The organism is Achromobacter sp. DMS1 (assembly GCF_001270295.1).
Genome location: NZ_LHSJ01000067.1, coordinates 1 through 23,059, shown reverse-complemented (window position 1 = coordinate 23,059; position 23,059 = coordinate 1). Strand labels below are relative to the sequence as shown.

Here is a 23,059-nt window from a genome sequence, read left to right as displayed (position 1 = left end):
CCGAACGCCAGCGCCCACAGGAGCGCCGGCCAGATGCCCGCCCCCGGCCCGCTGCGCGCCGCCACCTCGGCCGGCGTCTCGTCGCGCTGGCCCAGGATTTCCACGCGCATCGCGTCCTCCAGCTCGCGCGCCGCCTGCGCGGCAGGTTCGCCGGGAGGCGAATCGGCCAGCAGGTCCTCGGGATCGCTCACGTTCTGCATCGCGCCCGTCCGGCCCGACTGCCATTGGTCGCTCTGCCTCCGGCGGCGCTGCTCGCGCTCGCGCCCTTGCGCCAGCGTGAATCCGTCATTGAGGGCCACCACGATGGCGAACCTGTCGGTAAGCGCCACCTCGTTCCTGCGCGGCATTGCGGGCCACGTTCAGCACCGCCTGCATCAGGCGCGCCGCGTCGCCGTGGAGCTCGGGCACGGACGCATCGTAATCGCGCTGCAGCGCGACGTCGTTGCGGAACTCGGCCTGGATCAGCGCGCAGACGCGCTCGCAGATTTCATGGATATTGACCGGCCGCGCATTGAGCGGCACGCGCTGCGGACCGCTCAGGCGGTCGACCAGCGCCTGCAGGCGGTCGGCTTCGGAAATGATGACCTGGGTGTACTCGGCCAGCGCCGCATTGGGCAGCTCGGCCTCCAGCAGCTGCGCCGCGCCGCGCAGCCCGCCCAGGGGATTCTTCACCTCGTGCGCCAGATTGCGCAGGAGTTCGCGGTGCGCCTCGATCTCGTCGACCAGCCGGTGGTTGCGGTCGGCCAGCACGCGCTGCTCGATCTCGCGGGTTTCGATGAGGACGGGCCACGGCTGCCCGGTGAGCCCCACCGTGGTCACGGTGACCTCCACCGATTCGCCCGGGCGGCGCAGCGAGGCGAGCTGGCGCACGTCGGCGAAGCGCCCGGCGGCGGCGCGGTCGATGGAAGACTGGATGTTCTCGGGGTTGTCGAACAGCGTCGCCGCGGACTGCCCGGCGAGCTGCTTGCGGGACCGGCCGAACAGGTCTTCGGCCGCCGCATTGGCGTATTCGATATGGCCGCGTTCGTTGACCAGGAAAACGGACGTTGCCAGCAGATCGAGAGCTTCTACATTCATTTTCTATGTGCCTGATTGACGGGGATGACGGACAACTTCCGCGTTCGGCGCGCGAGGCGCCCCGCCCCGCGCCGCCAGCACGGCAAGCCTGGCGGCGCGGGCCATCGAACCTCGGCCTGGCGGAGCATGCGGTTTCGGCCCTGGTTTACGCCCGCATCGCATGCTCCGCCAGCCACAGCCCCGGAAAATCAGAGGCTGTAGTACATGTCGAACTCGACCGGGTGCGTGGTCATGCGCAGGCGCGTCACCTCGCCCATCTTCAGGTCGATATAGGCGTCGAGCATCTCGTTGCTGAACACGCCGCCGCGGGTCAGGAACTCGCGATCCTTGTCCAGGGCTTCCAGCGCTTCTTCCAGCGAGGCGCAGACGGTCGGGATCTTCGCGTCTTCTTCCGGCGGCAGGTCGTACAGGTTCTTGTCGGCCGGATCGCCGGGGTGGATCTTGTTCTGCACGCCGTCCAGGCCGGCCATCATCAGGGCCGAGAAAGCCAGGTACGGGTTGGCCAGCGGATCCGGGAAGCGCGTCTCGATGCGGCGGCCCTTCGGGTTGCCCACGTACGGGATGCGGATCGACGCCGAGCGGTTGCGGGCCGAGTAGGCCAGCTTGACCGGCGCCTCGAAGTGCGGCACCAGGCGCTTGTACGAGTTGGTGCCCGGGTTGGTGATGGCGTTCAGCGCGCGGGCGTGCTTGATGATGCCGCCGATGTAGAACATGGCGAATTCCGACAGGCCGGCGTAGCCGTTGCCCGCGAACAGGTTCTGGCCGTCTTTCCAGATGGACTGGTGCACGTGCATGCCGGAGCCGTTGTCGCCGACCACGGGCTTGGGCATGAAAGTGGCGGTCTTGCCATAGGCATGGGCCACGTTGTGCACGATGTACTTGACGATCTGGGTCCAGTCGGCGCGCTGCACCAGGGTGCTGAACTTGGTGCCGATCTCCAGCTGCGGCGCCGGCCACTTCATGGTGGTGCACCTCGACCGGCACGCCCATCTGTTCCATCAGCAGGCACATTTCGGAGCGCATGTCCTGGAAGGAATCGACCGGGGGCACGGGGAAGTAGCCGCCCTTGACCAGCGGACGATGGCCGGTGTTGCCGCCTTCGAATTCCAGGCCGCTGGACCACGAGGCTTCTTCCGACTTGATCTTCACGAACGTGCCCGACATGTCGGTGTTCCAGGTAACGCCGTCGAACACGAAGAATTCGGGTTCCGGGCCGAAGTAGGCGGTGTCGCCCAGGCCGGAGGACTTGAGGTAGGCTTCGGCGCGCTTGGCCAGCGAGCGCGGATCGCGGTCATAGCCCTTCAGGTCGGACGGCTCGACCACATCGCACGACAGGATCAGCGTCGGCTCTTCGCGGAACGGGTCCATGTTGGCGGTGGACAGGTCGGGGATGAGCAGCATGTCGGACGCTTCGATGCCTTTCCAGCCCGGAATCGAAGAACCGTCGAAGGCCTGGCCGCTTTCCAGCTTGTCTTCATCGATCGCCGAAACGGGCACCGACACGTGGTGCTCGCGGCCCACGGTATCGGTAAAGCGGAAGTCGACGAATTTCACTTCGTTGTCAGCGATCTTTTTCAGGACGTCTTTCGGGCTTGCCATGTCATCTCCATTAGATAAAAGGGTCGAGGGCAGCGCCGCTCGACTGGCATAAAAAGGGGAAGCAAGATGCGTGCCAGCTCCGGCTGCTGGGATACCCCGGGTGGGCGACACGGAAGCGGGAAATTTAGCACCATTATGGTGCAAAACATGGGGCGTTGCGCCCCATGTTGGTGCCGTGCTGTTACAGGAACATTTCCTGCAGGTCATTCAGGAAGCGCCAACCCAGTGCGGTGGCCTTCAGCCGGGTCGGATCGGCATCGAGCAGCCCGCGGTTCACCGCTGCCTCCAATTGGTGCGCGATCGCGGCCAGCGACAGCCCCGTGCGTTCGGTGAAAAGCGAGGCGGGCACGCCGTCTTTCAGGCGCAGCGCATTGAGCATGAACTCGAAAGGCAGTTCGTCGGGCCCGACCTGGCGCTGCTCGGCCAGGTGGCTGCCGTCGCGCGCCATGGCGGCCTGCATCCACGACTCCGGGTTGCGCAGCCGCGCCTCGCGCACGATGCGGTCGGGGAACGACAGCTTGCCATGCGCGCCCGGGCCGATTCCCAGGTAATCGCCGAATTCCCAGTAATTCAGGTTGTGCCGGCACCGCGCCCGGGGCCGCGCATAGGCCGACACCTCGTAGCGGAACAGCCCGGCCGCGGCCAGGTCCGCCTCCACGGCGTCCTGCATGGCGGCGCTGGCATCGTCGTCGGGCAGATCCTTTGGCGGATACTTGGCGAACACCGTGTTCGGCTCCATCGTCAGATGGTAGAGCGAGAGGTGCTCGGTGCCGAAGCCGACGGCCTGGCGCAGGTCCGCGCGGCAATCCTGCAGCGTCTGGCCGGGCAGCGCGAACATGAGGTCCAGGTTCACGCGCGGCACGGCGCGCTGGGCCATCTCGACGGCCGCCCGCGCCTGGGCCGCGTCGTGGATGCGCCCCAGCTTGCGCAACTGGGCGTCGTCGAAGCTCTGGATGCCCAGCGAAATCCGGTTGACGCCGCTGGCGGCATAGTCCGCGAAACGGCCCGCCTCGGCCGTGCCGGGATTGGCCTCCATGGTGATTTCGGCGTCCGGCCACAGGTTGAGGCAGGCGCGCAGCATGGCCAGCAGCTCGTCCAGGCCGGCCGCCGACAACAGGCTGGGCGTGCCGCCGCCGAGAAACACCGAAACCACCTGCCTTCCCCAGATGGAAGGCAGGGCCTGTTCCAGGTCGGCGCGCAGCGCGTCGAGATAGGCGCGTTCCGGAATGCCTTGCGGCTGGGCCGCGTGCGAATTGAAGTCGCAATACGGGCACTTGCGCACGCACCACGGCACGTGCACGTAGACCGACAGCGGCGGCAGGCTGGCCAGCGCGGCGCCGGCCTGCCTGCCGGCCGGCGCAGGCTTGCCGCCCAGCTCGGAACGGATGGGGATGGTGATGGACATGCGCGGCGCTTCAGCCCCGGGCCAGCTTGCCCAGCAGTTCGCGCAGCGCGCGCGCCCGGTGGCTGACGCGGTTTTTCTCGTCGGGCGGCAGCGAGGCCGCCGTCAGCGCCATGTCGGGAAGGTAGAAATGCGGATCGTAGCCGAATCCGTTCTCGCCCTCCGGCTGGTCGATGATCTCGCCGTGCCAGATGCCTTCGCCGATCAGCGGACAGGGGTCGTCCTCGGTCCGGACCAGCGCCAGCACCGCCACGTACCAGGCGCTGCGGTCTTCGACGCCTGCCAGCTCCCGCACCAGCAGGGCGTTGTTGGCCGCGTCGGATTTCTCGCCGCCCTGGCGCATCTGCGCATAGCGGGCGGAGTACACGCCGGGCGCGCCGCCCAGCGCGGCCACGCACAGGCCGGAATCGTCGGCCAGCGCGGGCAGGCCCGTCAGCCGGCTGGCATGGCGGGCCTTGGCCAGCGCGTTCTCGATGAAGGTGACGTGCGGCTCGTCGGCCTCGGGAACGCCGAGCTCACCCTGCGGCACCAGCTCCATGCCCAGCGGGGCGAACAGCGCGGAGAACTCGCGCAGCTTGCCGGCGTTGTTGGAGGCCAGCACCACGCGGCGCAGCGAATCGGGAATCTTGGGGGATGTCATGAGGCGGATTGTATAGGCGCGCGCCCGCAATACAGGGATTTCCCCCGATAGCGTCCAGGATGCAACATTTGGTGCAAATCGTTGTTGACAGCTATGTAACAGCCCCTGCATATTGCGCCTACCGGCTCGGCGCAACACCGTGGACACATTTTGTTGTCAGTATGTCTTTATTGTCACCGAACGTATCAGAGTGCACAGGCGATGAGCTCAACCCTTGCATTGCCCCGGCAAGCCCCCGCCGTTCCCGTCACGATGGCAGCGTCCGCCACGGTTCCGGAGCCCGCATGCCTGGCGGCCATCCTGCAATCGCGGCAACTCAGCCCGCGGTTCCAGCCGGTGGTCGATCTGGCCCACAGCAGGGTGTTCGGCCATGAAAGCCTGATCCGCGGACCGCAAGGCACCGACCTGCACCTGCCCGACGCCCTGTTCACCGAAGCCCGCCGCCAGGGGCTGCACCCGCAGCTCGAACTCGCCAGTTTTCGCGCCGGCGTGCAGGGTTTCCAGGAACGCGAGGCGCGCGGCAAGCTCTTTCTCAATCTTTCCGGTTCCGCCCTCATCCACTACTGGACGCTGTGGGGGCCGGCACTGCCCGCGAAGCTGCTCAAGGACAGCAGCGTGGATCCCGCCAGCATCGTGGTGGAGCTGACCGAGCACGATCCGCTCTCGCCGCACATGAACGCCCTGGCCAGCGCCCTGGCCTGCCTGCGCGAACACGGCATGCGCATCGCGCTGGACGACTACGGCGCGGGCGGCTCCAATCTGCAGGTGTGGGCCGAACTGCAGCCCGACCTCATCAAGATCGACCGCTATTTCTTCGACGGCATCGGCCGGGACGAGCGCAAGCGCCACATGGTGGACGCCATTATGAAAGTGGCCCGGCACCTGGGCACCTCCATCGTGGCCGAAGGCATCGAAACGGCCGACGACCTGGCCGCCGTGCGCGACCTGGACATCCGCTACGCGCAGGGCTGGCTGCTGGGCCGGCCGGAGGAATCTCCGCTCGACGAACTGGCGCCCACGCTGCAGCAGTCGCTGCGCGTGCGCCCGCCTGCGCCGCGCCCGGCGCGCCCCGGGCGGCGGCACCGCCGCCAGCCTGCGCGTGCAGGCCCCGGCCGCGCTGCTGCACAAGCACACCAACGACGACGTGCACCGCCTGTTCCTCGAGCACAAGGATCTGCACGCCGTGGCCGTGCTCGACGAGCAGCAGCGCCCGCTGGGCATCATCAACCGCCGCGACTTCTCCGAACACTACGCCCAGCGCTACACCCGCGAACTCTTCGGGCGCGACCCCTGCTCCACCTTCATGAACAGCGAGCCCGTGCTGGTGGACGCCGACGTGTCCATCGACCAGCTCAGCCGCGTGCTGGTTTCCGAAGACCAGCGCTACCTCATGGACGGGCTCATCATTACCCGCAACGGCTGCTACGACGGGCTGGCCACCGGCGAAACCCTGGTGCGCTCGGTTACCGAGATGCGCATCGAGGCCGCGCGCTACGCCAACCCGCTGACGTCCCTGCCCGGCAACATTCCCATCAGCCGCCACATCTCCGCCCTGCTCGAAGAAGCCGGCGATTTCACCGTCTGCTACGGCGATCTGAACAACTTCAAGCCCTTCAACGACGTCTATGGCTACTGGCGGGGCGACGACATGATCCTGCTGGCCGCGGAGATCATCAAGCGGCACTGCGATCCCCAGCGCGACTTCGTCGGCCACGTGGGCGGCGACGATTTCGTCTTCATGATGCGCAGCCCGGACTGGCGGGATCGCGCCCGCCGCATCATCGCCGACTTCAATGCGCGCGCCATCGATCTCTATGACGACGACGCGCGGCGGCGCGGCGGCATCGAAGCGGAAGACCGCTACGGCGTACCGCGCTTCTTCCCCTTCGTGACGCTGGGCGTGGGCACGCTCACCGTTACGCCTGCCCTATGCGGCCGCATCCGCCCCGAGGACATCGCCTCGGCCGCCGCGCACGTCAAGCACAAGGTCAAGCACGCCAATCTTTCCCTCGTCAGCGAGTCCTACCCCGGCGCGCTCGCCGCCTGACTCCGCCGCGCCGAGCCGGAACACCGCCACCGCCTCGCGCACCCGGCGCGCCTGGCTTTCCAGCGCGGCCGCGGCCGCCGCCGTCTGCTCGGCCATGGCGGCGTTCTCCTGGGTGGCCCGCTCGATCTCCGACACCGCCCCATTCACCGACACAATGCCGTCCGCCTGCTGCGCGGCGGACAGGGAAATGCCGTCCACGATGCGCGTCACGCTGTCGGCGGCCTCGCGCATGCCCGCCATGGTCTGGCCGGCAGCCCGACCTGCCGNATCTCGCGCCGGGCGTGGTGACGCTGCGCACGCGCGTGGCGCGGCAGGTCATGCTCGCGCACCGCCAGCACCGCCTGGCGCTGGTGCTGTCCGTGATCGACAACGGACCCGGCGTGCCGGAGCACATCCGCGACCGCATTTTCCATCCGCTGGTGACGGCGCGGGCGGGCGGCACGGGGCTGGGCCTGAGTCTGGCGCAGGACTTCGTGCAGCAGCACGGCGGCATCATCGAATTCGAATCCCGACCCGGCCGAACCGAGTTTCGCCTGGTCCTACCGATGGAGCCCGCACACTGATGAAACCCGTATGGATCGTCGATGACGACCAGGCCATCCGCTGGGTGCTGGAAAAGGCCCTGGCGCGGGCCGGCGTCCCCACCCGCAGCTTTTCGCAGGCCGCCGAAGTGATCGAGGCCCTGGGGCAGGAAACGCCCGCGGCCCTGGTTTCGGACATCCGCATGCCCGGGGCCAACGGTCTGGAGCTGCTGCGCCAGCTCAAGGAAAGGCATCCGGGCCTGCCGGTCATCGTCATGACGGCGTTTGCCGACCTGGACAGCACGGTGTCCGCCTTCCAGGGCGGCGCCTTCGACTATCTCGCCAAGCCTTTCGACGTGAACGAGGCGGTGGCGCTGATCCAGCGCGCCATGCAGGAATCGGCCGCGCCGGAAACCCAGGAAGGGCAGGGCGAGTCGCCGCAGAACAACGAGCGCTGGATGATGACGCAATCGTCGTCCACCGCCATGCAGGAGGTGTTCCGCGCCATCGGCCGGCTGGCCCAGTCCAAGGTCACCGTGCTCATCACGGGCGAATCGGGCACTGGCAAGGAACTGGTGGCGCGGGCCCTGCACGGCCACGGCGTGCGCGCCAACGGCCCCTTCGTGGCGCTGAACGCGGCGGCCATTCCGCGCGATCTGCTCGAGGCGGAACTCTTCGGTCACGAGCGCGGGGCGTTCACCGGCGCGAGCAACCTGCGCCGCGGCCGTTTCGAAGAGGCGCACGGCGGCACGCTGTTCCTCGACGAAATCGGCGATATGCCCATCGAGCTGCAGACGCGGCTGCTGCGCGTGCTGGCCGAAGGCAGTTTCTACCGCGTGGGCGGCTCGCAGCCGGTGCGCGTGGACGTGCGCATCGTGGCGGCCACGCACCAGCCGCTGGAGCAGCGCGTGGAGCAGGGCCTGTTCCGCGAAGACCTGTTCCATCGGCTGAACGTGATCCGCCTGCGGCTGCCGCCGCTGCGCGAACGCGTGGAGGACATTCCCGCGCTGGCCAATCATTTCCTGACGGCCAGCGCGCGCGCGCTGGGCGTGCCGGGCAGCCAGGTCTTCAAGATGTGCGACTGGGTGGGCGGCCGGTATTCCGTGTGGTCGGTGGCGGGGCTGTCCATTGCGCTCACCGTGGGCGCCGAGGTGCTGATCGGCATGCGCGCGGGCGCCGAAGCCATGGACCAGCATTTCCGCCAGGCGCCCGTCGGCGCCAACGCGCCCGTGCAGCTCGCGCTGGCCGGGCTGGTCAATTGCAGCGTCAAGGGCCACAACTCGCTCAACATCGCCGCCTACAGCGCGCGGCTGCTGCACCTGGTCACCTATCTGCAGCAGCTCGAAATGGAATCGCTGGGCAAGCGCGTGGCCGGCGACGGACAGCCCGTGGGCGTGCCCACCGCGCCCATCATCTGGGGCATGCCGGGCACCGACGGACAGCACACTTTCTTCCAGTGGCTGCACCAGAGCGAGGACGGGGCGCCGGTCGATTTCATCGCCAGTCTCCAGGGCCATCCGGGCAGCCCCGACGCGCACCGCATGCTGCTGGCGAACTGCCTGGCCCAGCGCCAGGCGCTGCTGCGCGGCAAGAGCCTGGAGCAGGCGCTGCTGGACGTGGCCCACATCGACGACCGCGAGCGCGCGCTCAGCCTGGCGCGGCACATGGTGCACCCGGGCGGACGGCCCTCCACCCTGGTGGTGATGCGCCAGCTCGACCCGCGCTCGCTGGGCGCGCTGCTGGCGCTCTACGAGCACAAGGTCTTCGTGCAGAGCGTGGTATGGGGCATTAATCCGTTCGACCAGTGGGGCGTGGAGCTGGGCAAGCGCCTGGCCACCGGCATCGAGCGCGAGCTGGCCGTGCCGGTGTCAGCGGGGCTGGTGGACTGGGGCCACGACGCCTCCACCTCGTACTGGATCGACCGCTACCGCAGCCATGCGCAGGCGCCGCGCCCGCGCCATGCGGGGCTGCCGGGCGTGGCCGCCCATCTCTGACGGGGCGCGCCATGGACCGCACCCATGTGCTGGTGACGGGAGGCGCCGGCTACATCGGCACCCACACGCTGGTGGCCATGGCGGCCGCCGGCATGCGCCCGCTGGTGATCGACGATTTCAGCAACAGCTGCCCCGCGGCGCTGTCGCGCGTCGAGCGCCTGTGCGGGGCGGAGATTCCCTTCGTGCGGGGCGACATCCGGCAGCCGGGGCTGCTGGACGAGGTGTTCGCCGACGCGGCGGCGCGCGGCGAGCCGGTGCGGGCGGTGCTGCACCTGGCGGGCAGCAAGGCCGTGGGCGAATCGGTGGCCGATCCGCTCAAGTATTACGAGAACAACGTGGCGGGTTCGCTCGCACTGCTGCGCGCCATGCGCGGGGCGGGCGTGCGCCGGCTGGTGTTCAGCTCCTCCGCCACGGTCTACGGCGAGCCGCAGGAGCTGCCGTTCACCGAGTCGCATCCCGTGGCGCCCGCCAATCCCTACGGCCGCACCAAGCTCATGGTGGAGCAGGCGCTGCAGGATCTGTGCGCGGCCGACCCGGATTTCGGCGCGGTGACGCTGCGCTACTTCAACCCCATCGGCGCGCATCCCAGCGGCCTGATCGGCGAAAGTCCGCGCGACGTGCCCAACAATCTCTTTCCCTACATCACCCAGGTGGCGGTGGGCCGCCAGCCGTATCTGCGCGTATTCGGCAACGACTACGGCACGCCGGACGGCACCGGCGTGCGGGACTACCTGCACGTCATGGACCTGGCCGAGGGCCACGTGCGCGCGCTGGCCTATGCCTGCGCCAACGCGGGCTTCGTGGCGCTGAACCTGGGCACGGGGCGCGGCACCAGCGTGCTGGAGCTTGTGGGCGCCTTCGAGCGCGTGAACGCGCTGCGCATTCCCCTGCAGGTGCAGGCCCGGCGGCCCGGCGACGTGGAGCGGATGTGGGCGGACCCGTCGCTGGCGCGGCGCATGCTGGGCTGGCGCAGCACCCGAGGGGTGGAATCCATGTGCGCCGACGGCTGGCGCTGGCAGCGCAGCAATCCGCAGGGCTACGACGAGGACGGCCCGGCCCCATAACCCCGGCGGCGTGTCGGACGCATACCGGCGGCCCCTCCGGAGCGGTTACAGTTGACGTACTTATGGCTTTTGGGGCCGGGGCGGCTTCCCGTCCGCCCGGCCCGTATCCGTCAACGAGGCACTACCATGTCTGAACCGCAATTCCACTCCGGCCCGGCCGGCGCACGCCAGGAGCGGGCGCGATGAACGGGCCGTCCAAGCTCCCGGCCGCCCACTGGAACCTGGACAGCATCGTTTCCCGGCTGCACAGCGCGCGCATCGCGTGGCGGGGCGCCCGCGGCCGCCTGCGAGAGCATGCCGGCGTGCGCGAGTTCCCGTCCCGCGAAAGCCTGCGCCAGATCGTCAACGACCTGCGCGGGGCGCTGTTTCCCATGCGGCTGGGCCCCATCGACCTGCGCGAAGAGGTCGAGGACTTCTACGTGGGCCACACCATCGGCGCGGCGCTGGACGCGCTGTTGCAGCAGGTCTGTCTGGAGCTGCAGTACGTGGCGCGCGACAATCCCGAGCCCGAGGCCGCCACGCGCGAGCGCGCCATCGAGCTGGTGCGCCGCTTCGGCGCCGAGCTGCCGCGCGTGCGCGAGGCCCTGGACCTGGATGTGCTGGCCGCCTACCAGGGCGACCCGGCGGCGCAGAGCGTGGACGAGGTGCTGCTCTGCTACCCCGGCGTGCATGCCATGATCCACCACCGTCTGGCCAACGTGCTGTACCGCCTGGGCGTGCCCATGCTGGCGCGCATCGTGGCCGAAATCGCGCACGCCGACACCGGCATCGACATCCATCCCGGCGCCACCATCGGCCGCAGCTTCTTCATCGACCACGGCACCGGCGTGGTCATCGGGGAAACGGCCATCATCGGCGACCGCGTGCGGCTCTACCAGATGGTCACGCTGGGGGCCAAGCGCTTCCCGCCGGGCGAGAACGGCGAGCTCAAGAAGGGCCTGCCGCGCCACCCGCTCATCGAGGACGACGTGGTGATCTACGCGGGCGCCACCATCCTGGGACGCATCACCATCGGCAAGGGGTCCACCATTGGCGGCAACGTGTGGCTGACGCGCAGCGTGCCGCCCGGCAGCAACGTCACTCAGGCCAGCCTGGTGAGCGACATGCCCGATTGCGGGCTGGGCGGCTGACCGGCGCATGGACACGCGGGTTTCCGACCTGGCCGCGCTGCGCGGCTTCGTGGACCGCCATCCGCGCCTCTTCGTGCTGACGGGCGCGGGCGTCAGCACCGACTCGGGCATCCCCGATTACCGCGACGCCCAGGGCGAATGGAAGCGCAAGCCGCCCATCACGCTGCAGACCTTCATGGGCGACGACCTGGCCCGCGCGCGCTACTGGGCCCGCAGCATGGTGGGCTGGCGGCGCTTCGGCCACGCCCGTCCCAATGCCGCCCACCGCGCGCTGGCGCAACTGGAGCGCCACGGGCGGGTGCAGTTGCTCGTGACGCAGAACGTGGACGGCCTGCATGAAGCCGCCGGCAGCCGCGCCGTGGTCGACCTGCACGGCAGGCTGGACGAGGTGCGCTGCATGCGCTGCGACTGGCGCGGCGGCCGGAAGGACTGGCAGTGCGCGCTGGACGCGCTCAATCCCGGCTGGTCGGCGCTGGAGGCCGCCGACGCGCCCGACGGCGACGCCGACCTCGAAGGCATGGACTTTTCCGCTTTCGGCATTCCGCCCTGTCCGCGCTGTGGCGGCGTGGTCAAGCCCGACGTGGTGTTTTTCGGCGAAACCGTGCCGCGAGAGCGGGTGGCGCGCGCCAACGCCGCGCTGGAGGCCGCGGACGCGGTGCTGGTGGCGGGCTCGTCGCTCATGGTGTATTCGGGCTATCGCTTCGTGGCCGCGGCCGCGCGCGCCGGCCTGCCCATCGCAGCCATCAACCTGGGCCATACCCGCGCCGACGCGCTCCTCACGCTGAAGGTGGAACAGCCCTGCGCCCCGGCGCTGGCCGCGCTGCTCGGCGACGAAGACGCGGCCGGTTTTTGAGCGGTTTGTTCAAGTGCTTGGCCGGCAAGGCTTTTTCCGGCCTGTTACAGACCTTTCCATAGGGTTGTCCACAGATAGTGGGGATAACTCTCCGGGATAACCCTTGTTCCGGGGCGCTCGAAAACCGGGGTCAGAAGCGGTCCAGGCGGTAGGCGGCCAGGTCGGGCAGGGCGCGCGGCGCGCCGGCGGCGGGCGGCGCGGCCAGTTGCCCGATCCATTCGGCCGTGACCGCGGCGTGGGTGAGGCCCAGGTGCTGGTGGCCGAAGGCAAGCAGCACCCGGCCGCCGCAGACCCGGTCGATGACGGGCAGCGAGTCCGGCAGGGAGGGACGAAAACCCATCCAGGCCGTGGCGTCGCCGGCATCGAGGTCCGCGCCGAACAGGCCCTGGCTCAGCCGGTGCAGTTGCCAGGCGCGCTTCAGGTCGGCAGGCCGCTTGAGGCCGGCGAATTCGACGGTGCCCGCCAGCCTCAGCCCGCCGGCCATGGGCGTCATGATGAACTTGCGCTCCAGCGACGTGACCGGAAAGGGCAGCCGCCCGTGTTCGCGGGGCAGGCTCAGGTGATAGCCGCGCTCGGTGTCCAGCGGCACCCGGATGCCGGTCAGTTGCGCCGTGAGTCCCGCCGAATGGGCGCCGCAGGCGATCAGCACGCGGCGGGCGCGCAGCTCTCCCTGGCTGGTCGCCAGCGCAACCCCGCCGGCGCAAGCGCCGCCGTCGCGCAGGCGGCCGCCCCGCACCTGCCGCCTGAGAAAGCGCACGCCGCAGGCTTGCGCCGCTTCCGCCAGGCGCAGCACGACGCGGTAGGGGTCGACGAAATGCCCGGTCCGGGGAAAGAACAGCCCGCCCTGCAGGTGCGCGCTCAATTGCGGCGCCGCATCGCGCACCGCCCCGGCGCGCCAGGTGTCGACCGGAACCTCCTCCTGCTCCAGGCGCGCCCGCAGGGCGTCGATCGCGTGGCGCGATTCGGGCCGCTCGAAGACCAGCAGAGAGCCTTCCTGTACGAGCAGGTCCTCGCCTCCGATGGACCGCAACAGGCGTCGCCAGGCATCCAGGCTGTTTTCGTTGAGCGCGCGGATGCCCGCCACGGTGCGCCGGAAAGGCGCGGGCCGCAGGTTCAGCAGCAGGCGGGCGAACCAGGGCAGCGCGCGCGGCAGGTGTTTCCAGTCCAGGCGCAGCGGCCCCAGCGGGTCCATGAGCATGGCCGGCAGGCGCTTGAGGATGGATGCGTCGGCGATGGGGAACACCTGCTCGGTCGCCAGGTGCCCGGCATTGCCGTACGATGCGCCCCGGCCCGGCTCCTGGCCGTCGATGACCGTGACGCGCAGGCCCTGCCGGGCCAGCGCCAGGGCGCAGGCGACGCCGATGATGCCGGCGCCCACCACGGCCACGTCCGTGTCCACATCCGCGCCGTCAGGCGCGCCGTCGCTGCGGGAATCGTTCGGCATAGGGATCCTTGTCGGGCGGGGCGGGAGGCTCAGGCAAGGCCCTGCTCGGCCGACCATCCGGCGTGCCACTGGCGGAACAGCGCGTACTGCTTCTCGGCGTAGCGGCGCTGCGCGTCGCTGAGCGCGTCGGTTTCGTTGAAGTGCAGGGTGTATTCGGTGTCGCCGTTGAGCACCATCAGGTGCTTGTAGTAGAGCACCAGGTCGCAGCCTTCATCGAAGGACGAGAGCACGGACAGCGCCGCCTCGAGTTCGCGGGCCAGGCGGCGCGCCCTGGCGTCGCCCCGGGCCGCCTGCTTGCTCAGCGCCACCAGCTGCAGCACCTCGCGCGGCAGGGCGTTGCCGATGCCGGTGATGGCGCCGGTGGCGTTGCAGTTGACGAAACCATGGACGACCTGGGTGTCCACGCCCACCATGAGCGTGATCCCTTCGTCCTGGGACGCGATGTGCTCGGCCGCGTAGCGCAGGTCGGCCGCGCCGCCGAACTCCTTGAAACCGATCAGGTTGGGGAACGCGCGGCGCAGCTCGAAGAACAGGTCGGCGCGGGTGGGGAAGCCGTAGTAGGGGCTGTTGTAGATCACCGCCGGCAGCCCGGGCGCGGCCGCGAGAATGGCGGAGAAGTGCGCCTTCTGCGCGACGGGCGAGGCGCCGCGGGAGAGCACGCGGGGAATGACCATCAGGCCCTGGGCGCCGACCCTGGCGGCGTGCGCCGCGTGGGAGACGGCCTCGCGCGTATTGACCGCGCCGGTGCCGACGATGGTCGGAACGCCCGCGGCCACCAGGCGGGCCACGCCTTCCTGGCGTTCGGCCTCGGTGAGCAGCGGCCAGTCGCCCATGGAGCCGCAGTACACCACTGCGCTCATGCCGAGGCCGACCAGTTCGCGGCCCTTGGCCACCAGGGCGTCGAAGTCCGGCTTGCGCGCGGCGGTGCAGGGGGTCATGAGGGCGGGAATGCAGCCGGTGAAGATGTTGTCGGTCATGGTCGTGGCTCCTTGAAGCGTTCGGTTCGGGATAGGGAAGGCGGAGAGGCGGGCGCCGGGAGGCTCAGATGCCCCACGCGAACGGATCCTGTTCGTCGATCAGCAGCGTGCTGTCGGCGGTGATGTAGGCACGGCCCGTGATGAAAGGGCGGATGCGGCCGTCCTCCCATTCGTAGCGGCCCTCGAAGCGGCTGCCGGTGATGCCGGCCTGCACCCAGGTCTGGCCGGGCGCCAGCTTGCCGTCGGCGGCCAGGCACGCCAGCTTGGCGCTGGTGCCGGTGCCGCAGGGGGAGCGGTCGTAGGACTTGCCCGGGCACATGACGAAATTGCGGCTGTCGGCCTCGGCGTCGTCGGCGAACAGCTCGACGTGGTCGATCGGGGCGCCGCCTTCGCCGTGGATGCCCTGGGCGTGCAGCGCCTGGAGCAGCGACCAGGTGAATGCCGTCAGCGCCTCGACGTTGTCCAGCCGCAGCGACTGGCCGTGTTCGGAAACCAGGAAGAACCAGTTGCCGCCCCAGGCGACGTCGCCGTGCACGCGGCCGTGGCCGGGGACGTCCACCGGCACCTGCCGGCGGTAGCGGTAGGCCGGCACGTTGCCGATGGTCACCGCGCCGTCTTCGTGCAGGGTGGCGCTCACCGGGCCGACCGGGGTGTCGAACCTGTGCACGCCCGGGCCGATCATTCCGAGGTGGCGCAGGGACGCGGCCAGACCGATGGTGCCGTGGCCGCACATGTTGAGGTAGCCGGCGTTGTTGAAGAAGATCACGCCGCAAACGGCGCCGGGCGACTCGGGGGCGCAGTACAGGGCGCCCACCAGCACGTCGTTGCCGCGCGGCTCGAGCAGGCAGGCGCGGCGCCATTGGTCATGATGCTCGCGCAGGGCATGGCGCTTTTCGGCCAGCGTGGCGCCGGCCAGTTCGGGAAAGCCCTGCATCACCAGGCGCGTGGGCTCGCCGCCGGTGTGGGAGTCGATGACATGTATGCGTTTCATGAACCTGTCCATTGGAAGCGTGCAAGAGCGGAGGGGGAGACGGCCGGACCGTCAGGACGAAGCGCGGGCATAGGCGCTCCCGGGGTCCCGGTCCTGGCTCTCGGCGCCGGCGCCCGTCTCGCTTTCATCGTCTCCGGCCAGGCGCACCAGGTGGGCGGGCACGCCCGTCGCAGCGCCCCAGTAATAGATGCCCAGCGCGCACGCCGCCACCGCGATGGTGTCCAGCGGATGGCCGAGCACGCCCAGGCCGCCGAAACTGCCCAGCCAGGACAGCGCAATGGTGGCGGCATAGAAGCCGATGAGCCAGGCCGAGGAGCGCACCTGCTGGCGCAGGTCGAGGTGCCGGGTGGGCACCAGGCGGCCGCACAGCAGGTACACCGCGAACATCAGGATCTGCAGGCCCAGCAGCCAGGACACGGTGCCCCAGCCCGACCAGTAGACGATCAGCGCGGCGATGATGAAGGACAGCGGACCGATCACGCTCATGCAGCGGACGCGGAACGGGCGCGGCATGGCGGGCGCGTTGCGGCGCAGCGCGGCCACGGATACCGGCGCCACGGCGTAGCTCAGCACCAGCGCGGCCGACACCACGTTGATCAGGGCTTCCCAGGACGGAAACGGCAGGGTCCAGAACACCGACAGGCCGAAGGTCAGCCACAGCGCGGGACGCGGGATGCCCGACGGCTCGTCGATGCGGGTGAACACCTTGAAGAAGGTGCCGGTCCGCGCCCAGCCGTAGACCACGCGCGGCGTGGCGTTCATGTAGATGTTGCCGCAGCCGCTGGGCGAGATCACCGCGTCGGCGACCACCAGGTAGGCCAGCCAGCCCACGCCCAGGGCCATGGCGATGTCGCGGTAGGGCAGCGCGAGCTCGCTGGAGACGCCGGCCCAGCCGTCGGCCAGCATGGCGGTGGGCACGCTGCCGAGAAAGGCCAGTTGCAGCAGCACGTAGATGGCCGTCGAGAGCAGCACGGAAAGAATCAGCGCGATCGGAATGGTGCGCTGCGGGTTCTTCACTTCGCTGGCTACCGAGATGATGGGCGTGAGCCCCAGGTAGGCGAAGATGATGCCGCCGGCGGAAACCGCCATTTCTATGCCGGACAGGCCGAAGGGGGCGAAGCCCTGGACCTGGAAGTTCTCCGGCTTGAAGAAGGTGAACAGCACGCCGATGACCAGCAGCGGCACGATGAACTTGAACACGCTGACCAGGTTGTTGGCCTTGGCGAAGGTCTTGACGCTGCGGTAGTTGAGCTGGAAGAAGAGGCAGAGCAGGCCGAACTGGACCAGCCAGCCCGCGAGCGTGGGCTCGCTGGAGCCGGCCTTGGTCAGGCCCGGGAACCATGCGGCCGCATACTGCCGCGACGCGACCACCTCGATCGCCACCAGGCTGGAGAAGGCGATCAGGGTGATGAAACCCATCAGGTAGCCGAGCAGCGGACCGTGGGAGTACACCGGGTAGCGCACCACGCCGCCGGCGCGCGGCAGGGCCGCGCCCAGCTCGCAATAGACGATGCCCAGCAGCAGCACGGCGAAGCCGCCCAGCAGCCAGGAAAAAATTCCCGCGGGTCCGGCGATCGCGGCAACGTGGCTGGCCGCGAACAGCCAGCCCGAGCCGAATATGGCGCCCAGCCCGATGAACGTGAGGTCGGTCAGCGAGAGCTGTTTCTTGAACTTTCCTGGCATGGTGTCTCCTTATGGGTTGTCGTAGGTCCGCGGACGATCTCCCATCGATCATCCCGGCCGGCGTCCGATAAATGCACGGTCGGGGAAACTCCCGGTGCCATGGGATCCGATGAATGAAACCGCGCATTTCCATGCCGGCTCCGGACGGGCGCGCGCCGCGCCCGGGCCTGTCGGCTGCGTCAGGGTCGTTGAATTATTGGGCCCGGGGGCGGGCGGGCGCTTGATGGTTTTTGCCGCCGGGAACGATGAAATCGGCACAGTCGCGATGCCGGCTCCGATTTCGCCGGCGCGGCGCCCCGCGGGAGCGGAGCCGCGCGTTGACGCGCCTTGTTCGGCATGTCCATAATTTCGGCCTGCCAAACGCGCCGGAGACTGGATGCCCATGATGCAGACCCTGCTGGAGCTCGTGGATGGCGCAAGCGCTCCGCATCGCCCCGAGAGTATCGAAGAGCTGGTATCGGGCCTGTCGCTGTTCTTGCCGATTCTGGACGCGGTGCCCACCGCCGCGATATTCGTCAAGGATCTGCAGGCGCGCTATCTGCTGGCTAACCGCACGCTGGTGCAGCGCTGCGGCCTGAAGCGGCTGGCGCCGCTGCTCGGCAAGACCAGCGCGGAGGTGTTTCCCACGCACCTGGGGCCGGGATACACCGAGCAGGACAGGCGCGTGCTGAAGCAGGGCGTGATCCTGCAGGACCAGCTGGAGCTGCACCTGTTCGGCAGCCGGGAGCCGGGCTGGTGCCTCACGCACAAGCGGCCGATCCGCGACCGCCGCGATGCGATCATCGGCCTGATGGGCATTTCGGTCGACCTGCCCTCGGCCAGCGGCGCGCATCCGGCCTACCGGCGGCTGGCGGCGGTGGAAGCGCACATACGCCGCCATTTCGGCGGCCCGGTGACCATGCAGGAGCTCACGCGCATCGCGGGCATGTCCGTCGCGCAGTTGGAGCGGTATTGCAAGCGCGTGTTCCACCTGACGCCGCGGCAGATGATCCACAAGGCCCGTCTGGAACACGCGCACCGCCTGCTGCTCACCGACATGCCCATCACGGAAATCGCCATGCGCTGCGGCTATACCGACCACAGCGCATTCACCCGCCAGTTCAAGATGCTGACCGGGCTCGCGCCCCGCCGTTACCGCGAGGCCGCCGGCCGCGCGGGGCCCCCGCCCCGCGTACGCTCCGGCCTAAGCGAGGAGCGGGCGCCGCAGGCTTCGGGCCGCGCCGCTATTCCTCGCCCAGCAGCGCCTTGCGCGCGGCGTGCCAGCTTCCCGCGTCGGGCGCATAGAGCAGCCCGCCGCTGCGGTGCGTGGGCTTGTAGGGCGAGCCGTCGAAATGGGCGGCGTAGCCACCCGCCTCGCGGTGCAGCAGCCAGCCGGCGGCGTGGTCCCAGGCCGTGAGCTGGTTGTAGAAGGCGATGTGGCAATGCCCGGCCGCCAGCATGCGGTATTCGTGCGCGGCGCAGCGCAGCGAGGCCGTGCTGCCCAGCCGCGACAGATGGCTGTTGACGGTGGTGCGCAGGGGCTCGGGCAGCGCGCCGGTGGCGATCATGCCGTCCATTTCCGAGGGCGGGGCCGGGCTGGCCACGGCCAGCGCCGCCTGGCGGCCGTGCTCGTATTCCACCCAGGCGCCTTCGCCGCGCACCGCCAGCGCGGCGTCGCGGTGGACGGGGTCGTAGATGACGCCCGCGATTACGTCGCCGCGGTGGCAGGCGGCGATCATCATGCCGAAGAGCGGCAGCCCCGCCACGTAATTGCGGGTGCCGTCGATGGGGTCGATCAGGAAGGCCAGATCGGCATCGACCAGCATGTTCAGCAGGGCGGGATTGCGGGTGGACGCCTCTTCGCCGATCAGCACGGCGCCGGGGTACAGCTTGGCCAGGCGCGCGCTGATCATGCGCTCGGCGGCTTCGTCGGCGTCGGTGACCAGGTCGCGCGCCGAGCTCTTGCCGCGCACGGCCCCTTCGGGCAGGTTGCGGAAATGCGGCATGACTTCGGCCTGGGCCGTGTCGGCCAGGATGGCCGCCAGCCGGCGCGTCTCTTCGCGGGTGAATGTTCTGCTCATCGTGATTCGTCCAGGCAACGCGCAAATCTAGCATGCCTGGGCGGCATTTGATCGCATTCCGCAAGGGATTGAATCAAAAGGGCTTTTCAAGACTGTCCAGGACTTTTCGGCCGGGTTGTCCACAATTTGCGGGGATAAGCCGGGCGCGCAGGCGGCAAAAGGGGCGGGCCGAAGCCCGCCCCTTCACGCCCTGCCGGTCCCCATGTCTTCACAAGGAAGAAGCGCGGCGGCTTGGCGCGGCCCTCCCGGCCAGGGCCGCACGGATCCGGCTTTGCCGGTCCGTGGCGGCGCTCCCTGGAGGGGACGCGCCCGTGGCGCTCCGGGGGTGGGCCTTACCCTCCCAGGTCCACGCAGAGGTACTTGATCTCGAGGTATTCCTCGATGCCGTACTTCGAGCCTTCGCGGCCCAGGCCCGACTGCTTCACGCCGCCGAAGGGGCCGACCTCGTTGGAGATGATGCCGGTGTTGATGCCGACGATGCCGTATTCCAGGCCTTCCGAGACGCGCCAGATGCGGGCGTAGTCGCGGGTGTAGAAGTAGGCGGCCAGGCCGAAGATGGTGTTGTTGGCCATGCGGATCACTTCTTCCTCGGTTTCGAAGCGGAAGAGCGGGGCCACGGGGCCGAAGGTTTCCTCGGTGGCGAAGCGCATGGATTGCGTCACGTCGCGCACCACGGTGGGCTCGAAGAACGTGCCGCCCAGCGCGTGCGGCTTGCCGCCCGCGATGACCTTGGCGCCGTGCGCCGTGGCGTCGGCGATGTGCTCCTGCACCTTTTCCACCGCGTTGGCGTCGATCAGCGGACCCTGGGTCACGCCGTCGGCGAAGCCGTCGCCCACCTTCATGGCCTGGACCTTCTCGACCAGGCGCCTGGCGATTTCCTCGTACACGCCCGCCTGCACGTAGATGCGGTTGGCGCACACGCAAGTCTGGCCGGCGTTGCGGTACTTGGAGGCGAGAATGCCGTCCACCGCGCGGTCCAGGTCGGCGTCGTCGAACACGATGAAGGGCGCGTTGCCGCCCAGTTCGAGCGAGAGCTTCTTGATGGTGGGCGCGCACTGTTCCATGAGCGTGCGGCCCACTTCGGTGGAGCCGGTGAAGCTCAGCTTGCGCACCACGTCGCTTTCGCACAGCGCCGCGCCGATCTCGCGCGAGCTGCCGGTGATGACGTGGAACACGCCGGGCGGCACGCCGGCTTCCTCGGCCAGCACGGCCAGGGCCAGGGCGCTCAGCGGCGTCTGCTGGGCGGGCTTGAGCACCATGGTGCAGCCGGCCGCCAGCGCGGGGCCGGCCTTGCGGGTAATCATGGCGGCCGGGAAGTTCCAGGGCGTGATGGCGGCGGTGACGCCGATGGGCTGCTTGAGCGCCAGCAGGCGCTGCCCGGCCTTGGGGCTTTGCAGCACGTCGCCGTCGATGCGCTTGGCTTCTTCGCCGAACCATTCCAGGAACGAGGCCGCGTAGGCGATTTCGCCGGCCGCCTCGGTCACGGGCTTGCCCTGTTCGGCGGTCATGATGGTGGCCAGGTCCTGCTGGTGCTGCATCATGAGCTGGGCCCACTTCAGCAGGATGGCGGCGCGTTCCTTGCCGGTCTTGGCGCTCCAGGCGGGCAGCGCGGCGTTGGCGCTGGCGATGGCCTGCTCGGTTTCCTTGCGGCCCAGCTTGGGCACGGAGACGATGGTCTTGCCGGTGGAGGGGTTGTCCACCGCAATGGCGGGGCCGGAGCCGGCGCCCACCCACTTGCCGTCGATGTAGCAGGCATCGCGCAGCAGGTCGGGACGGCTCAGGGGGCGAGGCAGTTGGGTCATGCTGGAGTCTCCTTGATTGGATGGTCGGCCGGCAAAGGCCGCGGGCAGCGCCCGCGGCACGCGCCGGCCGTGAAGCCGGTGGGTTCGCCGGGGTCAGGCCGCGAGGGATTCGGACAGAATCTCCAGCGCGCGGTCGAACTGGGCGTCGGGGATGGTCAAGGGGTACAGGAAGCGCAGAACGTTGCCGTACACACCGCAGCTTAGCAAAATCAGGCCGCGCTCGATGGCGCGGGCCTGCACGCGCTTGACCGCCTCGGCGTCGGGCTTGCCCGTGGCCGGGTCGTTCAGCTCGAGCGCCACCATGGAGCCCAGGCCGCGCACGTCGGCGATCGCCGGCACCTTGGCGCGCAGGCCCTCGAGATGGGCGCGCAGCTTCTCGCCCAGCCGGGCGGCGCGTTCGCAGAGCTTTTCTTCCTCGATCACGTCCAGTACGGCATGCGCCGCGGCCACGGCCAGCGGGTTGCCGGCATAGGTGCCGCCCAGGCCGCCGGCGGCCGGCGCGTCCATGACTTCGGCGCGGCCCACCACGCCGGAGATCGGGAAGCCGCCGCCCAGGCTCTTGGCCATGGTGATCAGGTCGGCCTGCACCGAGTGGTGCTGCATGGCGAACAGCTTGCCGGTGCGGGCAAAGCCGGTCTGCACTTCGTCGGCGATCAGCAGGATGCCGTGCTCATCGCAGATCTTGCGCAGCGCGGTCATCAGCTCGGGCGGGGTGATGTTGAAGCCGCCTTCGCCCTGCACGGGTTCGACGATGATGGCCGCCACGCGCTTGGGATCGATGTCGGCCTTGAACAGCAGGTCCAGGCCCTTGAGCGAGTCGGCAACGGTGATGGACTGCGTGGCGTTGGGGAACGGCACGTGATAGATGTCGCCCGGCATGGGGCCGAACGACAGCTTGTAGGGGGCGACCTTGCCGGTCAGCGCCATGCCCAGCATGGTGCGGCCATGGAACGAGCCCGTGAAGGCGATGACGCCGGAGCGGCCGGTGGCCGAGCGGGCGATCTTGACGGCGTTTTCCACCGCTTCGACGCCGGTGGTGAAGAAGGCGGTTTTCTTCAGGCCGTCGATGGGGGCGAGGCGGTTGATGCGCTCGGCCAGCGAGATGTAGCCCTCGTAGGGCACGATCTGGTAGGCCGTGTGCGTGAAGTTGTCGAGCTGGGCGGCGGCGGCGGCCTTCACCTTGGGGTGCAGGTGGCCGGTGTTCAGCACGGCGATGCCGCCGGCGAAATCGATGTATTCCTTGCCTTCGGCATCCCACAGCGTGGCGTTCTCGGCGCGCACCGCATAGAAATCGCACATGACGCCGACGCCGCGCGGCGTGGCCAGGGAACGGCGGGTGTTCAGATCCTGATTCTTCATCTCAACCTCGGAGACAGGGGGGCGGTAAAACACCTATTTAATGCTACTATGGCTCCATTTGTAAGAACCACTTTAGTAAAACGGGTAGAACCAATTGCGCTCCATCGTTGGCGACCTGCTGCAGCTGCGCCTGGCCGACGCCAGCGGCCCCATGAACCGCCGGCTGTACCAGGGCATCCGCGAGGCCATCCTGGAGGGCGCCATCGCCGCCGACACCCGCCTGCCCGCCACGCGCGACCTGGCGGCCGAGCTGGGCATCGCGCGCAATACCGTGGTCCACGTATACAGCCAGCTCCAGGCCGAAGGCTACACCCGCAGCCGCCAGGGCAACGGCACCTTCGTCAACGCCTCGCTGCCCGATTCCTATCTCGCCAGCGGCCGACGCTCGCGCCAGGCCAGCGCCGCCGCTCCGCGGC

General features: G+C 69.2%; 15 protein-coding genes and 6 pseudogenes. 9 read left to right on the top strand and 12 right to left on the bottom strand.

Annotation, left to right across the window (positions count from 1 at the left end; all coding sequences use genetic code 11):
- The 5 genes and pseudogenes from AD428_RS10030 to rdgB form a co-directional block, all read right to left on the bottom strand.
- A pseudogene (locus AD428_RS10030) lies at positions 1-329 on the bottom strand (IgaA/UmoB family intracellular growth attenuator); the annotation flags it as partial.
- Positions 330-333: 4 nt separating this feature from the next.
- Positions 334-1,077: pseudogene (locus AD428_RS10025) on the bottom strand (two-component system sensor histidine kinase NtrB); the annotation flags it as partial.
- 188 nt (positions 1,078-1,265) lie between these two features.
- Positions 1,266-2,676, bottom strand: a pseudogene (gene glnA, locus AD428_RS10020) (type I glutamate--ammonia ligase).
- A gap of 181 nt (positions 2,677-2,857) precedes the next feature.
- Positions 2,858-4,081 carry a radical SAM family heme chaperone HemW gene (gene hemW / locus AD428_RS10015; RefSeq protein ID WP_053245064.1) on the bottom strand — a complete coding sequence of 408 codons (1,224 nt, stop codon included), beginning with the start codon at positions 4,079-4,081 and terminating at the stop codon, positions 2,858-2,860.
- A 10-nt stretch (positions 4,082-4,091) separates the two neighbouring features.
- Positions 4,092-4,718, bottom strand: a complete 627-nt coding sequence (gene rdgB, locus AD428_RS10010) for an RdgB/HAM1 family non-canonical purine NTP pyrophosphatase (RefSeq protein WP_053245067.1) — start codon at positions 4,716-4,718, stop codon at positions 4,092-4,094.
- A 201-nt stretch (positions 4,719-4,919) separates the two neighbouring features.
- On the opposite strand from rdgB, the pseudogene AD428_RS27730 reads away from it, so the two are divergent.
- The 7 genes and pseudogenes from AD428_RS27730 to AD428_RS09980 all read left to right on the top strand — a co-directional run.
- Positions 4,920-5,645: pseudogene (locus AD428_RS27730) on the top strand (EAL domain-containing protein); the annotation flags it as partial.
- Positions 5,646-5,817: 172 nt separating this feature from the next.
- Entirely contained in the window at positions 5,818-6,765 is a 948-nt protein-coding gene (locus AD428_RS27725) for a diguanylate cyclase (protein ID WP_235489688.1), read from the top strand.
- Between the two features lie 267 nt (positions 6,766-7,032).
- Positions 7,033-7,328, top strand: a 296-nt coding sequence (locus tag AD428_RS10000) for an ATP-binding protein (protein WP_235489665.1), incomplete at its 5' end; no start/stop codon positions are given.
- Positions 7,328-9,280 (top strand): sigma 54-interacting transcriptional regulator, encoded by a 1,953-nt coding sequence (locus AD428_RS27720; RefSeq protein ID WP_053245062.1) that lies wholly within the window; start codon positions 7,328-7,330, stop codon positions 9,278-9,280. The genes AD428_RS10000 and AD428_RS27720, both read left to right, overlap by 1 nt.
- 11 nt (positions 9,281-9,291) lie before the next feature.
- A complete protein-coding gene (galE, locus tag AD428_RS09990; protein WP_053245061.1) occupies positions 9,292-10,344 on the top strand; it encodes a UDP-glucose 4-epimerase GalE in 1,053 nt (350 codons plus the stop codon).
- A gap of 182 nt (positions 10,345-10,526) precedes the next feature.
- Complete coding sequence (epsC, locus tag AD428_RS09985; RefSeq protein ID WP_053245060.1) at positions 10,527-11,474, top strand: serine O-acetyltransferase EpsC; 948 nt, start codon at positions 10,527-10,529, stop codon at positions 11,472-11,474.
- Between the two features lie 7 nt (positions 11,475-11,481).
- Entirely contained in the window at positions 11,482-12,327 is an 846-nt protein-coding gene (locus AD428_RS09980) for an NAD-dependent protein deacetylase (RefSeq protein WP_053245059.1), read from the top strand.
- Between the two features lie 130 nt (positions 12,328-12,457).
- Here AD428_RS09980 and AD428_RS09975 read toward each other — a convergent pair whose 3' ends face one another.
- The 4 genes and pseudogenes from AD428_RS09975 to AD428_RS09960 form a co-directional block, all read right to left on the bottom strand.
- Entirely contained in the window at positions 12,458-13,771 is a 1,314-nt protein-coding gene (locus tag AD428_RS09975) for an NAD(P)/FAD-dependent oxidoreductase (RefSeq protein WP_053245058.1), read from the bottom strand.
- 29 nt (positions 13,772-13,800) lie between these two features.
- Complete coding sequence (locus tag AD428_RS09970) at positions 13,801-14,748, bottom strand: dihydrodipicolinate synthase family protein (RefSeq protein ID WP_053245057.1); 948 nt, start codon at positions 14,746-14,748, stop codon at positions 13,801-13,803.
- 64 nt (positions 14,749-14,812) lie between these two features.
- Entirely contained in the window at positions 14,813-15,739 is a 927-nt protein-coding gene (locus tag AD428_RS09965; protein ID WP_053245066.1) for a 4-hydroxyproline epimerase, read from the bottom strand.
- A 126-nt stretch (positions 15,740-15,865) separates the two neighbouring features.
- A pseudogene (locus tag AD428_RS09960) lies at positions 15,866-17,422 on the bottom strand (APC family permease); the annotation flags it as partial.
- Positions 17,423-17,798: 376 nt separating this feature from the next.
- On the opposite strand from AD428_RS09960, the pseudogene AD428_RS24775 reads away from it, so the two are divergent.
- Positions 17,799-18,551 (top strand): annotated as a pseudogene (locus AD428_RS24775) (helix-turn-helix domain-containing protein); the annotation flags it as partial.
- A gap of 94 nt (positions 18,552-18,645) precedes the next feature.
- On the opposite strand, the gene AD428_RS09950 reads toward AD428_RS24775, so the two are convergent.
- The 3 genes from AD428_RS09950 to AD428_RS09940 form a co-directional block, all read right to left on the bottom strand.
- Positions 18,646-19,482 (bottom strand): inositol monophosphatase family protein, encoded by an 837-nt coding sequence (locus tag AD428_RS09950; protein WP_053245054.1) that lies wholly within the window; start codon positions 19,480-19,482, stop codon positions 18,646-18,648.
- Positions 19,483-19,814: 332 nt separating this feature from the next.
- The gene (locus tag AD428_RS09945; RefSeq protein WP_053245053.1) at positions 19,815-21,284 is read right to left on the bottom strand and encodes an NAD-dependent succinate-semialdehyde dehydrogenase; all 1,470 of its coding nucleotides are present in this window, start codon (positions 21,282-21,284) and stop codon (positions 19,815-19,817) included.
- Between the two features lie 93 nt (positions 21,285-21,377).
- A complete protein-coding gene (locus AD428_RS09940; protein ID WP_053245052.1) occupies positions 21,378-22,643 on the bottom strand; it encodes a 4-aminobutyrate--2-oxoglutarate transaminase in 1,266 nt (421 codons plus the stop codon).
- Positions 22,644-22,737: 94 nt separating this feature from the next.
- Here AD428_RS09940 and AD428_RS09935 point away from each other — a divergent pair.
- The coding region (locus tag AD428_RS09935) for a GntR family transcriptional regulator (protein WP_369798730.1) at positions 22,738-23,059 on the top strand (322 nt) is incomplete at its 3' end.